A 13251-nucleotide genomic window follows, 5' to 3' on the forward strand; every position below is an offset into this window, starting at 1 on the left:
TTCCAGAAGTGCATCCATGACGGACGCAGCGGATCGCGCCGCGTCCAGGCTCGTTCTGCCCGAGGCTCCCTCTGCCGAGGGCGGCCCCGTCAAGGCGTGGCACGAAGCCGTGAGCATGTTGAGCTACCTGCCGGCCGCTCCGGATCGCAATCCTCTCTTTCTCGACAAGCGGGTTTACCAGGGCAGCAGTGGGCGGCTTTATCCTCTGCCGTGTATCGATCGCATTGCCTCCGAGCCGGTCATGAAGAGCTGGAACGCAGTGCATCTCGAGAATGCATTCCTCCGCATCATGATCCTTCCGGAGATTGGAGGGCGCCTCCATGTTGGGCTCGATAAGCGGAATGGCTACGACTTCTTCTACCGCCAGGATGTGATCAAGCCGGCCCTGGTCGGGCTTGCCGGGCCATGGATCTCGGGCGGCGTCGAGTTCAACTGGCCCCAGCATCATCGACCGGCAACCTTCATGCCGGTCGAGATCGAGATCGAGCGCGAGGCCGGGGGAGTAGTTACCGTCTGGTGCGGCGACCACGATCCCATGCAGAGGATGAAGGGCATGCACGGCGTGCGCCTTCACCCGGATCGCGCCATGCTTGAGCTACGCGTGCGCCTGTACAACCGAACAGAAACAACGCAGACGTTTCTCTGGTGGGCCAACGTAGCCGCGCGGGTTCACGAACAGTATCAATCGTTCTTCCCGCCCGATGTCCGGTTTGTGGCGGACCATGCGAAGCGTGCCGTCACGAGCTTTCCCCTGAGTGACCGCTCCTACTACGGCGTGGACTATCCAGGACGCGCCGCAGAAGGCGTTCCCACGCGCGAGCAGCCTGCCTCTTTTGTTCCAGACGGTTCGTACGCCGCCAATGACCTTAGCTGGTACGCAAACATTCCGGTGCCTACGAGTTACATGATCACCGGCACCGCCTTTGACTTTTTTGGCGGCTACGACCATGCGGCGCACGCCGGCTTCGTTCACGTTGCAGACCACCACGTAGCGCCCGGCAAGAAGCAGTGGACCTGGGGCAATCACGAATTCGGCTACGCCTGGGATCGCAGCCTTACTGACCACGGAGGACCGTACATCGAGCTGATGGCGGGCGTGTACACCGACAACCAGCCGGACTTCTCCTACCTGGCGCCTGGCGAGACCAAGGTCTTCAGCCAGTTCTGGTATCCGTTGGCAGGCCTGGGCATCCCGCAGGCTGCGAGCCTTGACGCTGCCTTGCATGTGGAGACGAGGAACGGCTGCCTGCTGCTGCGCATTGCAGTGACACGCCGGGTCGAGGGTGCCACGCTGCATGTCGAAGCAGGTGGACACGAGATGTTCGTCTCCGGCCCGCTCACACTGGACCCGTCAGAGTTACAAAACCTGAGCATCCCCGAGGTGCGCAACACGTCTGGGCTGACAGTGACACTACGCGGGCCCGGCGGGCCTCTGCTTCGCTACCATGTCGAGCAGCCGAAGGAGCAGCAAGAGCCGGAACCTGCTACTGAACCACCCTTGCCCGCCGAGATGGATTCTGTCGAGCAGCTTTACCTCACCGGCCTGCACCTGGAACTGTACCGCCACGCGACGCGTTCCCCCGAGGCGTACTGGCTTGAGGCCCTTCGGCGCGACCCGCAGGAGAGCCGCACCAACACCGCCATGGGTCGCTGGCGCCTGAAGCATGGCCAGCTCGAGGCAGCGGTCCACCACTTTCGCCGTGCCATCGCGCGTCTGACGGAGCGCCACCCCAACCCTGCCGATGGTGAGCCTTTCTACTACCTGGGCCTGGCGCTGCGCGCGCTCGGTGAGCCAGAGAATGCTTACAACGCGTTTTACAAGGCAACCTGGGTAGCAGCCTGGTGTGGGCCGGCATACCACGCCCTCGGCGAACGGGATTGTGCGCGCGGCGATTGGGAACGGGCACGCGATCATCTCCAGCGATCGCTGGGAGCCAACGCCGATAACAACAACGCTTTGTCTCTTCTGGTCGTTGCGCTGCGGCGCCTTCAGCGATCAGCCGAAGCCGCGATGCTTCTAAGTGAGGCGCTGGAGCGCGACCCGCTCGATGTCTGGTTTCGCTACCTGCAGGCTGAGACGATCCCCGAGTCGTCGCAGGCAGCCATCGATCTTGCCCTGGACATGCAGCGCGCCGGCCTCCTGGGTGAGGCGAAGCAACTATTCGAAGCGGTTGCCGGCAGAGTCGCCGATAGCTCCTCGCCTATGGCCTTGTATCTGCTTGCATGGATGCATGAGCAGGACGGCAAGGCGGACCTTGCCGCGCAGGCGGGAAGACGAGCGGCCACGCTGCCCCCGGACTATGTATTTCCGAGCCGCTTGGACGAGATGATTGCGCTCAAGGCAGCTTGCCTGCGCAATGCGCAGGATGCCAGGGCTCCCTACTATCTTGGGAACTATCTCTACGATCGGAAGCGACCGACCGAGGCGATCGAAGCCTGGGAACGTGCCACCCGGCTCGATCCTTCCTTTCCCACAGCCTGGCGGAACCTGGGCATTGCGTGCTTCAACACGCTCCACGATGAGCCAGGAGCACTGGAGGCGTATGAGCGCGCACTTCAGGCCGACCCTGCGGATGCGCGCATCCTCTATGAGCGCGACCAGCTCTGGAAGCGCACAGGTGTCCCGGCAAGGGATCGCCTCGCTGAGCTGGACCGCTTTCCCGAGCTGACCGCAAGCCGCGATGATCTAAGTGTCGAGCGCGCCACGTTGTTGAACCAGATGGGGCGCGTCAGTGAGGCATTGCAGCTTCTGCTCTCGCGGCCTTTTCAGCCCTGGGAGGGTGGAGAGGGGCTGGTGCTGGCGCAATTCGTACGCAGCCACCTGGTACTTGGTCGGCAGTCGCTTGCCGAGGGCAAGCCGGAAGCAGCAGCGGCTCTGTTCCATGCGGCCTTGCGCCCTCCCCAAAACCTGAGTGAAGCATGGCATCTGCTTGCCAACCAGAGTCAGGTCTTCTACTGGATCGGCATAGCGTCGCGCGCCTCGGGGCAGGAAGCAAAAGCCCGCGAGGCTCTTCTCCTGGCGGCAGGGCAGCGCGGCGATTTCCAGCAGATGAGCGTGCAGGCCGTTTCAGAAATGACGTACTGGTCAGCGCTCGCCTTGAGAGAACTCGGGGAAGAGCAGGCAGCAGCGGAGCTGTTCATGCAGATCCTGCACTATGCGGAGGAGCAGGAAGCGGCACCGGCAGTGATCGATTACTTCGCGACCTCGTTGCCGACGATGCTCCTTTTCGAAGAAGACCTCGGGGAAACGAAGAAGACGCGAGCACTCCTGCTTCGGGGGCAGGCGCTGCTCGGGCTTGGACGCCACGCTGAAGCCCGTGCACAACTCCAGGAGTTTCTGCAGCGCAATCCGAACGACATGGATGCCACGGAGCTTGATGCGGAAGCTGCCCGGCATGGCGCCTCATGCTGACCGGAGCGCCCGCGTCGCAGCAGGGAACCGAGCAGGTAGCCCCTGAGATCCAGGGCGCGTATGTCTGGGGCATCGCTGCCGTAGCCGCGATCGGCGGCTTTCTGTTCGGCGACGACTGGGTCGTGATCGGCGGAGCGAGGCCCTTCTACGAACGCTACTTTGGGCTGCAAAGCGCGGCACAGGTGGGCTGGGCGAACAGTTGTGCGCTGATCGGATGCTTTGCGGGCGCACTGGTTGCTGGACTGCTGGCACGCCGTTTCGGGCGCAGGCCCGTCCTGCTTCTCTCCGCCTTCCTGTTCGCGTTTTCCTCCATCCTGACGGGCTGGTCTTCGAGCTTCGAGAGCTTCGTCTTCTGGCGCATCGCCGGGGGAGCGGCCATTGGACTTACCTCGAATATTTCGCCTGTCTACATAGCCGAGGTAAGCCCGGCACAGTGGCGCGGGCGGCTGATCGCGCTCAATCAACTCGCCCTTGTCACCGGGATCCTCGCGGCGCAGATCATCAACTGGCAGGTTGCCAGGCCTGTTCCGTCACACCTCACGGCGGCAGCAATCCTCGCGAGCTGGAATGTTCAAGTGGGCTGGCGATGGATGTTCACCGTGGTTGCCGCGCCGGCAGTAGCATTCTTTTGCCTCTGCTTCGCAATTCCTGAGAGCCCGCGCTGGCTTGTTCTTAAAGGCAGAGAGGTGCAGGCGCGGCGGGTGCTTGCGAGGATTGGCGGCCCGGCATATGCAGACGCCGAGATAGAAGCGATCCGCGCGACCACCTTGCGCAAGGGCGTGCTGCCATGGCGTGAGTTGGGAAAGCCAGGACTCCGCGGCCTTCTTCTGCTCGGTGTTGCACTTGCTGTTCTGCAGCAGTGGAGCGGCATCAACATACTCTTCAACTATGCGCAGGAGGTCTTTGCAGGCGCGGGGTATGGAACCAGCGACATTCTTTTCAACATCGTGATCACGGGTTCCATCAACTTCGTCTTTACGTTGCTGGCGATGTTGATTGTGGACCGCGTTGGCCGCCGCACGTTGATGATCGCCGGATGCGTCGGGGTAGGACTCGCGCATCTCGCCTCAAGCGCTGCGTACCATGCCGGGCTGCATGGCCGCGGTGTTCTGTTGCTCACCTTCGCTGCAATTGCGATCTATGCCGTGACGCTCGCGCCCGTCACCTGGATCATCATCGCTGAGCTCTTCCCGAATCGTGTGCGCGAGACCGCCGTTTCCATCGCTGTGGGTGCTCTCTGGGCTTCGTCTTTTGCGCTGACCTACTCGTTCCCCCTGCTCCAGGCCGCCTTGCATATGACTGGTGTCTTTGTGCTCTACGGCAGCATCTGCCTCGCCGGCGCATGGATGGTCAAAGCCTTTGTGCCGGAGACGCGCGGACGAAGCCTGGAAAGCATGGATGCTCACGCGCCTGTACCGGATGAGGAAATCACGCATCATCCGCGCTCCGGAACACGCACCTGAGCATCGCACCGCTCGCCCTCATGGCCTAGACAAGCCATCGACGGAACATACTTCGGCCGATGTGCTGGCTAAGTGCATCCCTGGTGGCGTGCGCCTTCGCCGTTGCATCCCCGGGATCAGCGCGCAAGGAAGCCCGACGTCAGGCGACTAATTAACGCGCCCGAACTCATCCAACAGCGGAATGCGGGTCTGCATCGGCGGTGGGCTCCGGAGTGCGCGGTCGCCGTATACAGGCCTGCTCTTGATCTACTCAGTGCGGGCTATCCTAGTGCGAAATCTTGAACTTGCCTTTGACTCTGCTTTCCATTCCCGAAGCTCATGGACTTCCTAAGCCGCAGGCCGGTTTTCACCAACACTGGCTCGTCATTCCTTGATGTTGTTCTGCTTAGCACAAGCGAAGTCGAACCTTCGCAACGCGGACTGATCCCGCACCCATCCTGCATCCGCACCTTGGCCACCATCTCCTGCGCACCATCGCTTTCCAGGAAGCCAGTCCAATCTCACCAGGAGCTTCCATAAACAGAAGCTCCTATTGGGAAGCGCTTGGGAGACGCGCAGCAGGTACACGCAGGCGCGAGGCATGGACTCCCGTCCACGCCCACTTGACGCCTTTATCGTCCGCCGGTTTTCAGCGCCTGGCCCAGCGGCGCAGCCTTGGCCGCCGGCAGCGCCACGCCCAGGATCTGTGCCAGCGTGGGCGCCACCTGCAGGTTGGTGATCCTGCCCAGGTTCACCCCCGCACGCACCTGCGCGCCGGAAAGAATCAGCAGTGCGTTCATGTCGGGGTCCGTGTTGAGGTAGCCATGCTGGCCACGAGGCGCGCCGTCCTGCTCCACCGGCAGTGCCGCATCGTCGCCAAACGCGTAGTCCGGGCGCGCCGCGAGATACAGGTCCGGCGCCTGGTCGGTGGCAGCCAGCAATGGAATGCCAATCTGCTGCGCCTCGGCGTTGCTGTACACCGCTTCGATCCCCGGCACGGCGCTGAACGCACTCCGCAGCCTGGGGAGCAGGGACGCTTTCTGCGCAGGGTCGCGGATAAACACCTCCGCCGCTCCACCTTCCGCCTTGACCCACACATTGCCATGCACCGTGCCATGCTCGTTCTGCAACAAACCTTGTTGCAGAAGCACCGCGTTCGGCCGGAGCGTGTGCGTGTACGACGCGAAGCCATGGTCCGAAGCCAGCACAAACGTCGTCCGGTCGAGCACCCCCGCCTCGCGCGCGGCATCCACCACGCGGCGTATGCACGCATCGGCATACGCGTACGCCGCGAACGCAGCCGGCGTCAGCGGCCCGTACTCATGCTGCAGGCTGTCGGTTTCAAGCAGGTGCAGCAGCAGCAGGTTGGGCGTATGCCGCGTCAAAATGTCCACCGCCGCTTCCGTCCATACCTGGTCACGCCATGCCGCGGAGCTGTCCTCGCTGAACCCGGCAATCTGCTCGCGCGTGACGAGGTGCGCAGCGATCAGCTCCTTTGCGATCGGGCCATCCGGTTCAGGCTTCTCACCGAACTGCCACTGCACCCCGGCCGCCCCGTAGATCGCCACCCAGTCCACCTGCCCGGTCGTCATGCCCTGCTTGGCCAGTGCTTCGTACAGCGTTTCGGCATGCACCAGCTCGGCCTTGGGTACCCACGGCTCCACCACGGGCGCGGTGCCATCCGCCGGGAACCGGATCAGCCCATTCGCCATCACGTGATGCGTCGCGGCATTGACGCCGGTAATCAGCGCCGTGTGGTTCGGCCACGTCACGGTAGGGTTGATCGGCTGCATCGCCTCGGCATGCGCGCCCTGCGCCTCCAGCATGCGCAGCGTGGGCATCGGCAGGCGCGGGTCCGCCAGCGCCCGCGCCGGAAAGCCGTCAATCGTGATCAGCACAACGATGGGCCCGGCGTGCGCGGCCTTGCCATCGTTGGCTGGCATCGCTGACGGTATAGTCTGGGCCGGGCACAGTGGCAGAAGCAGCGAGCCCAACACGGCAGCGGCAAAGGGGGCAGCGGTAAAGCGTGCAGTGCAGAAAGGTGGCATGTGTCTCCAGGTGTCTTCAAGGCAGCCATCCCTCCGGACCGGCTGCCTTCGACGTTTGTAAAAGAGTAGCCCGCCACCAGGCCACGCAGCATGAAGCTCGGATGTAGAAGCGGTTTCAGCCGTCCGGGAACTGCCGCGTCGACTGCAAAACAGCGCAGGCAGGAAGCACCGGCCGCACTCGTCTACCCCCGGCTGCCAACCCAAACAGCTTCGCTCCCGGCATCCGCGCAGAGCCGCCACGCTTATGCCAGGAAGGCAGTTCGACGCGTGGCCTCAGCGCGCCCCGCGCTGTGCCTCGTAGACCTTCAACTGCACAAACGCCGCGCGCACCAGCGGCGCCTCCACCGCGCCCGCTCGCTCCAGCAGGTCCCCGAGAATCGGGTCTGCCTCCACCGGCGCACCCTTGGTCATGTCGCGATACATCGACGACGTCAGCGCCGACCCGACCTCGCACACGCGCTGCATATGCCCGCCGAGCATCGCCGCGTCCGCCGGGTAGCCATTCGCCGCCGCGATCTGCACGCACTCCTGCACAATCGCCCGCGCTGTCTCCGGCCCGTACGGCACCGCCGCTGCATCGCCTACCGAGCCCCGCGCCAGCACGCAGATCGTGCCCAGGCTCGCCAGGATCCACCACTTCTGCCACATCGCCGCCAGCACATCGTCCACATGCTTCAGCACAAATCCGGGCACCGTAAGCTCCTCGGCGATCCACTCAAGCCGCGTCCGCTCTGCCGCCCCTTGCTCCCACCCCGGCAACGCCCCAAAGCAAAGCTCACCCAGGGTCGTCCGCTGCTCCACGTAACCCTCCGCGTCCAGGTCCGCCACGACCCGGCACGTGCCACCCAGCACCCGCCCCACGCCAAAGCGCGCGCGCAGCGCATCCAGGTGCCGCATCCCGTTCAGCATCGGCACAATCAGCGTCTGCTCGCCCACCGCCGGTGCAAAGTCTTCCATCGCGGCGTCGAGCGAGTACGCCTTGGTGCTCACCAGCACCACGTCAAAGCCGCCATCCGGCTCCGCGCGCAGCTGTTCGGCCGCGATCAGCTGCGGTTTCACGCGCGCATCTCCATGCGGGCTCCGGATGCAGAGGCCATCCCGCCGCAACTGCTCGGCCCGCTGTCCCCGCACCAGGAACGTGATGTCCCGCCCAGCCTCGGCCAGTCGCCCGCCAAACAATCCGCCGGTCGCCCCGGCGCCCACCATCAGCAAGCGTGGCTGCATCACGCGCGCCCCGCAAACTCCCGCGTCTCGGTTGTGACCTTGAGCCGCTCGCCTTCCTTGATAAAGAACGGCACGCGAATCTCCAGCCCCGTTTCCATCACCGCAGCCTTGGTCACGCCGCCGCTCGCCGTGTCGCCCTTCACCCCGGGTTCCGTCGACCGCACCGCCAGCTCCACCTGCGCCGGCAGCGTCAGCCCAATCGGGTTGCCGTTGAACAGGTCGATCTGGATCGCCAGCCCTTCCACCATCAGCTCCAGCGCGTCGTCCACCATCGCCTCGCCCAGCTGCAGCGTCTCGAAGCTTTCCTGGTCCAGAAAGTACGAGCCGTCCCCATCGCTGTACAGGTACGTCGCCGGAATCGTCTGCAGGTCCGGTTCCTTGAACTTGTCACTCGCCTTGAACGTCTTGTCGAACACCGCGCGCGTCAGCATGTTGCGCATCCGCAACCGCACCAGCGTTTGCCCGCCGCGCGCCGTGGGGCTCGAAATATCGGCGTCCAGGCAGTAGTAGGGCACACCCTCAAGCTCAAACGTCGTCTTGCGTTTCACATCAATTGCATCGATCAAAGCAGCCATATGCCCTCAGAATACAAGCCCCGGTTGCCGTATTCCAGCAGCCCCCGCGCGTCATGCAAAAGCTCGCCCACCGCATGCCTCCGCGCGATGCCACCTCAATGCGTTGCGGGCACACCGCTCTCCTGCGAGGCAGTCGAGACTGCCGCCGCATGCCGCAACGTCGCCGCCATCAGGTGGCGTGGCACTCCATTCGCAGCCGGGGTCTGCTCCACAAACTTTCTCGCCGAAGCATCCTGCTCAAGATAGTCCTCCAGGAACGCCAGCACGTACCGCGCCATCCATCCATAACTCACCGCTCCCTCGGCGAGCGAGTAATCCGCCGGCACAAACCGCAGCCCTTCCCGCCGAAACCGCTCGCTCCGCTGGTACAGCGAGGAGAACTGGATATGCGAAACCCCTAGCAGTTGCACATGCACGAGGTCGCCATGCGTCCACGCGTTCAGCACGTTGGGCACGGCGCTGCACTGGGCATGGTCCTGGTGCTGCGCGTCCCAGCTTTCCAGCGACTCCTCCGCACGGCTCACCACCAGCAGCGGGATCCGCATCTGTTCCAGGCGCACCTCGCCGCTTTGCTGCACCAGTTCCGGCGAGTAGCGGAATGATCCATCCAGCGACACCAGCGCACCAATCCGCCTGTCGCGCGCTGCCGCAAACAGCGCCGCCATGCCGCCCCAGCTGTAACCCATCACCGCGACCCTGTGCGCGTCCGCCACGGGCAGCGTCGCCGCAAAGCCCAGCAGGAACGAGATATCCTCGGCCTCCGCAACGGCCCCGGCCACGTCCAGCGTCATCCGTCGCGACCCCGCGCCCATGCTCGGGCTTGCCAGCACCACAAAGCCATGGCTCGCGAGATACTCGCACAGCTCGATGTTCTCCGTCGCAGGGGCATCCACGCTCGGCGCATAGATCACCACGGGAAAGCGCCCCGTCTGCATTGCCGCGTCCCGCACCGCCCACGTGTGCTGCGCCGTGGTGCCCTGCATATACTCCGCCACAAACCGCTGTGACGCACCGTCGTCCACGGGCCCTGCGAAGCTTGTCTCCGTTTTGACCAGCGCGCCGTAATCGCCAAGCTGCATCGTCGGGCTGCTCGACGGCTGTGCCGGGTACCAGGCGAGGGTCTGCAGCGGGCGAGTGCCTTGTTGCGTCGAAGCGCCTGCTGCGGTCTGCCCTTCGCTCGCAAACCGGCGCGAGGCATCGCGCTGCTCCACCACCCGCAGTCCCACCGCGTACTCTCCCGGCTTCTCAGCGAACGCAAAATGGAACACAGCGGCATCCTGCGCCAGGCCGGTGTCTGCCCACACACACCACGCCACGAGATACAGGAGCAAGCGCACCATCGGAGCACCCCCATTTCGCACCGCCACTTTAGCACTCCGAAGGCAGAAGCAGCCCGGGTCGCCCGCATACAGCAACGCCAGCCGCACAACATCTCGCAGGAAATCTGCCGACCCTCCCGGCAACACTTGGTATGCTCGCGACACCGTTCCCCCGCGAGGTCCCAAAGAAATGTCGTCGCTGCGCCGCGTTTGCCTGTTCCTCCTGCTCCTTGCCGCTTCCCACGCCTTCGCGCTCGACAGCGTTCCCAAGGCCGAGTACCACGCTCGCCGCGTCCAGCTTGCCGAGGCACTCAAGGGCTCCAGCCTGCTCACCTTCGGCCGACCCGAGGCGCCCGAGGAGTACCAGCAGTGGCGCCAGCAGGACGACTTCTACTACCTCACCGGCTGGAACGAACCCGGCGCCGCCCTGCTGATCGTGCCCGCCCGCCCGGCGCGTCCGCCGGCCACGCTCACCTCTGCCGGCATCCCCGCTACGCCCTACCGCGAGATCCTGTTCCTGCCCGAGCGGAACCTCCGCCTGGAGCTTTACACCGGCGTCAAGCTCGACGCCAACACCCCCAACGCCGCTGCCATCGCCGGCTTCGACGAAGTGCGCCAGCTCAAAGACCTGCCCTCCGTGCTGGTCAGCCTCAAGGACTCGGGCCCGCTCGTGAGCGATGATGGCGACACCCGCGCCGAGGCCGCTCAGGTTCTTTTCGGTGCCACGCTCGGACGCGCCGAAGCCGCCCCGCAGACGCAGCCTATCCTTGGCTACACTACGAAACTGCGCCTGTACAAGAGCCCCGCGGAAGCAGAGCTGTTGAAGAAGGCTGCCGCCGCCTCCGTGGACGCGCAGCTCGCCATGATGCAGAATACCCACGACGGCCAGCGCGAGCGCACGCTCTCCGGTATCCTCGACCTCCACTTCAAAGAAGGTGGCTGCGAGCGCCCTGCCTATCCTTCGATCGTCGGCTCCGGCATCCACTCCACCGAGCTGCACTACTCCGACGACGCCGACACGCTCCACGCAGGCGATCTCCTGCTCGTCGACGCCGCCTGCGAGTACTCCATGTACGCCATGGACCTGACGCGCACCGTGCCCGTCAACGGCCACTTCACGCCGCGCCAGCGCGAGATCTACAACATCGTCCTCGGGGCGCAGCAGGCCGCCATCAACAGCTTCAACGCCACAAAGAGCAACGCCAAACGCCGCTCCACCAGCGATCCTGACTCTCTCGACTACGTCGCCGCGCAGTACATCAGCACCCACGGCAAAGACCTTCACGGCGAGTCACTCGGCAAGTACTTCATCCACGGCGTCGGCCACGCGGTCGGCATCAACGTGCACGACCCGCAGCAGTCCGACAACGTCTGGGGTCCCGGCACCGTGTTCACCATCGAGCCCGGCATTTACATCCCCGAGGAGCGCATCGGCGTGCGCATCGAAGACACCTTCTACGTAGACCCCGCGGGCAAGCTTGTCTGCCTCACCTGCGCGCTGCCCCGCTCCGCCGAAGCTGTCGAGGCCATCGTGCAGAAGGGAGCGGCTCCAGCTGGCTCTCCAAGCCGATCAATCAAGGCAGGTCGCTAGGTGAGAGGCGCGGGCGCGAAGCATTCAGCGCGCCCGCGCCTCTCGCCCCATCACAACCCAGCCTTGCCCTGCGCAAACACCGGCAACGTGAACCGGAACACCGCGCCCTGCTCGCCTGTTCCCGCCGCCACCTCAATCCGCCCTCCATGCGCTTCCACAATCGAGCGCGCAATCGCCAGGCCCATGCCCGTCCCTGCCACCCGCCCTGCACTCTGCCGCCCCCGGTAAAACTTCTCAAGCACCAGGCCCCGCTCTGCCTCGGGCACGCCCGGCCCCTGGTCACGCACACTGCACCGCACAAATTCCAGCCCATGCGTACCGTTCCGGCTGGCCGCCTCAGCCCCGACGACTTCCGCCGCAATCTCGATCGCAGTGCCTGCCGGCGCATACTTTGCTGCATTCTCCAGCAGGTTGCCCAGCAGCTTGGCCACCCACACCGCGTCGCACCGCACCGGCGGCAGTTTCGCCGGCAGCCGCAGCACCACGCGGTGCGCGCGCAGCACGGCCTCGCCTTGCTCCACCGCATCCCGCACCAGCTCGCGCAGGTCTTCGGCGGCAAAGCTTAGTCGCACTTCCGGCGTGTCCAGTTGCGCCATCTCCACTGCCTGCTGCACCAGGCGGTTCAACCGGTCGCTCTCCTCGTCCACCACGCTCAGCAGTTCCACCGCGACCGCGCGCGGCATCTCGCTCGCCAGCAGCGTGCTCGCCGCCGCCTTGATCGCCGTTAACGGCGTGCGCAGCTCATGCGTCACGGCGTCCAGCATCAGCGAGCGCAGCCGCTCACTTTCGCGCGCACCCTCCGCCCGCGCCGCCTGCTCCACCGCATGCGCTTTCTCGAGCGAGATCGCCACCAGCCCGCCCAGCGCCTCCAGCCCTGCCGCCGAAAGCCGCACCCCCTGCACCACCAGCACCCCGCGCGGTCGCGCCCCCGTGCGCAGCGGGATCACCGAACTCTCCGCCCCATTGCCCCCACCCGGCAGCGTCTCGATCCCGCTCCGCTGCGCCAGTTGCTCCAGCCGCGCATCCGAAAGCTGGTCTGCAACCTGGTCCGCGTTCCCACCGCCCCTCGAACCGTCCCGCAAGCCGCTTACCGCCACCCCGGCCTCGTACCGCCCCCCGCCGTCCAGCAGGTACAACACCACCGCCGCTGCCCCGGTCGTCCGCGCCACCGAAGCCGGCACTTCCTTTGCCAGCTCCAGCACCTCGGCCGTCTGCAGCAGCTCGCGGCTCATCCCGTACAGCACCTCGAGCTCGCCCTGCCGTTCGCGCGCCCGCCGCGACTCCGCCCGGCTCCGCTCCGACAGCCGGCTCGCCAGCACCGACGTGATCAGGAACACCAGCAAAGCCACCAGGTTCTGCGGGTCCGAGACCGTCAGCGTCCCCACCGGCGGCAGAAAAAAGAAGTTGTAGCAGACCGCCGCAGCCACTGAGCAGGCAATCGCCATGCCCAGCCCCCAGTACGCCGCCACAAACAGCACCACGAGCAGCAGCGTCAGCGCGACCGTGGCCTGGTTTACATGCACCACCAGCCGGTACGCCGCCACCACCGCTGCCAGCGCCGCCACGACGCCCAGCCCTCGCCCTGCCCACTGCTTCTGCACTTTCGGCATTCTACGTCGCAACGCCCAGGGTCCTCCTCT

At 65.2% G+C, this 13251-nt stretch carries 8 protein-coding genes; 3 read left to right on the forward strand and 5 right to left on the reverse strand.

Annotated features, from left to right (window positions below):
- The first annotated feature begins 16 nt into the window (after window positions 1–16).
- Window positions 17–3412 carry a DUF5107 domain-containing protein gene (locus tag D1Y84_RS09270; RefSeq protein ID WP_124848257.1) on the forward strand — a complete coding sequence of 1132 codons (3396 nt, stop codon included), beginning with the start codon at window positions 17–19 and terminating at the stop codon, window positions 3410–3412.
- Complete coding sequence (locus D1Y84_RS09275; protein ID WP_124848258.1) at window positions 3406–4875, forward strand: sugar porter family MFS transporter; 1470 nt, start codon at window positions 3406–3408, stop codon at window positions 4873–4875. The genes D1Y84_RS09270 and D1Y84_RS09275 overlap by 7 nt, the downstream gene beginning before the upstream one ends.
- A 611-nt stretch (window positions 4876–5486) precedes the next feature.
- Here D1Y84_RS09275 and D1Y84_RS09280 read toward each other — a convergent pair.
- The 4 genes from D1Y84_RS09280 to D1Y84_RS09295 all read right to left on the reverse strand — a co-directional run bounded on the left by D1Y84_RS09280 (window position 5487) and on the right by D1Y84_RS09295 (window position 10041).
- Window positions 5487–6902, reverse strand: a complete 1416-nt coding sequence (locus tag D1Y84_RS09280; RefSeq protein ID WP_233581306.1) for an alkaline phosphatase family protein — start codon at window positions 6900–6902, stop codon at window positions 5487–5489.
- Between the two features lie 273 nt (window positions 6903–7175).
- Complete coding sequence (locus tag D1Y84_RS09285; RefSeq protein ID WP_124848259.1) at window positions 7176–8126, reverse strand: ketopantoate reductase family protein; 951 nt, start codon at window positions 8124–8126, stop codon at window positions 7176–7178.
- On the reverse strand, window positions 8126–8701 hold the full coding sequence (locus D1Y84_RS09290) for an elongation factor P (RefSeq protein ID WP_124848260.1): 576 nt from the start codon (window positions 8699–8701) through the stop codon (window positions 8126–8128). Before D1Y84_RS09290 ends, D1Y84_RS09285 begins: the two co-directional genes overlap by 1 nt.
- Window positions 8702–8796: 95 nt before the next feature.
- A complete protein-coding gene (locus tag D1Y84_RS09295) occupies window positions 8797–10041 on the reverse strand; it encodes a dienelactone hydrolase family protein (protein WP_124848261.1) in 1245 nt (414 codons plus the stop codon).
- A gap of 169 nt (window positions 10042–10210) precedes the next feature.
- Here D1Y84_RS09295 and D1Y84_RS09300 point away from each other — a divergent pair, with 169 nt between their 5' ends.
- Window positions 10211–11611 carry a Xaa-Pro peptidase family protein gene (locus tag D1Y84_RS09300; RefSeq protein ID WP_124848262.1) on the forward strand — a complete coding sequence of 467 codons (1401 nt, stop codon included), beginning with the start codon at window positions 10211–10213 and terminating at the stop codon, window positions 11609–11611.
- A gap of 50 nt (window positions 11612–11661) precedes the next feature.
- Here the strand turns inward: D1Y84_RS09300 and D1Y84_RS09305 are convergent, their stop codons facing one another.
- Complete coding sequence (locus tag D1Y84_RS09305) at window positions 11662–13221, reverse strand: DUF4118 domain-containing protein (protein ID WP_124848263.1); 1560 nt, start codon at window positions 13219–13221, stop codon at window positions 11662–11664.
- Window positions 13222–13251 lie beyond the last annotated feature (30 nt).

The organism is Acidipila sp. EB88, assembly GCF_003858395.1.
In the GTDB taxonomy this organism is placed as follows: Bacteria; Acidobacteriota; Terriglobia; order Terriglobales; family Acidobacteriaceae; genus EB88.

Bases quoted from the DNA above. Each gene is read 5' to 3' on its own strand.
- D1Y84_RS09270 (WP_124848257.1), top strand. From the start codon at position 17: ATGACGGACGCAGCGGATCGCGCCGCGTCCAGGCTCGTTCTGCCCGAG.
- D1Y84_RS09275 (WP_124848258.1), top strand. From the start codon at position 3,406: ATGCTGACCGGAGCGCCCGCGTCGCAGCAGGGAACCGAGCAGGTAGCC.
- D1Y84_RS09280 (WP_233581306.1), bottom strand. From the start codon at position 6,902: ATGCCACCTTTCTGCACTGCACGCTTTACCGCTGCCCCCTTTGCCGCT.
- D1Y84_RS09285 (WP_124848259.1), bottom strand. From the start codon at position 8,126: ATGCAGCCACGCTTGCTGATGGTGGGCGCCGGGGCGACCGGCGGATTG.
- D1Y84_RS09290 (WP_124848260.1), bottom strand. From the start codon at position 8,701: ATGGCTGCTTTGATCGATGCAATTGATGTGAAACGCAAGACGACGTTT.
- D1Y84_RS09295 (WP_124848261.1), bottom strand. From the start codon at position 10,041: ATGGTGCGCTTGCTCCTGTATCTCGTGGCGTGGTGTGTGTGGGCAGAC.
- D1Y84_RS09300 (WP_124848262.1), top strand. From the start codon at position 10,211: ATGTCGTCGCTGCGCCGCGTTTGCCTGTTCCTCCTGCTCCTTGCCGCT.
- D1Y84_RS09305 (WP_124848263.1), bottom strand. From the start codon at position 13,221: ATGCCGAAAGTGCAGAAGCAGTGGGCAGGGCGAGGGCTGGGCGTCGTG.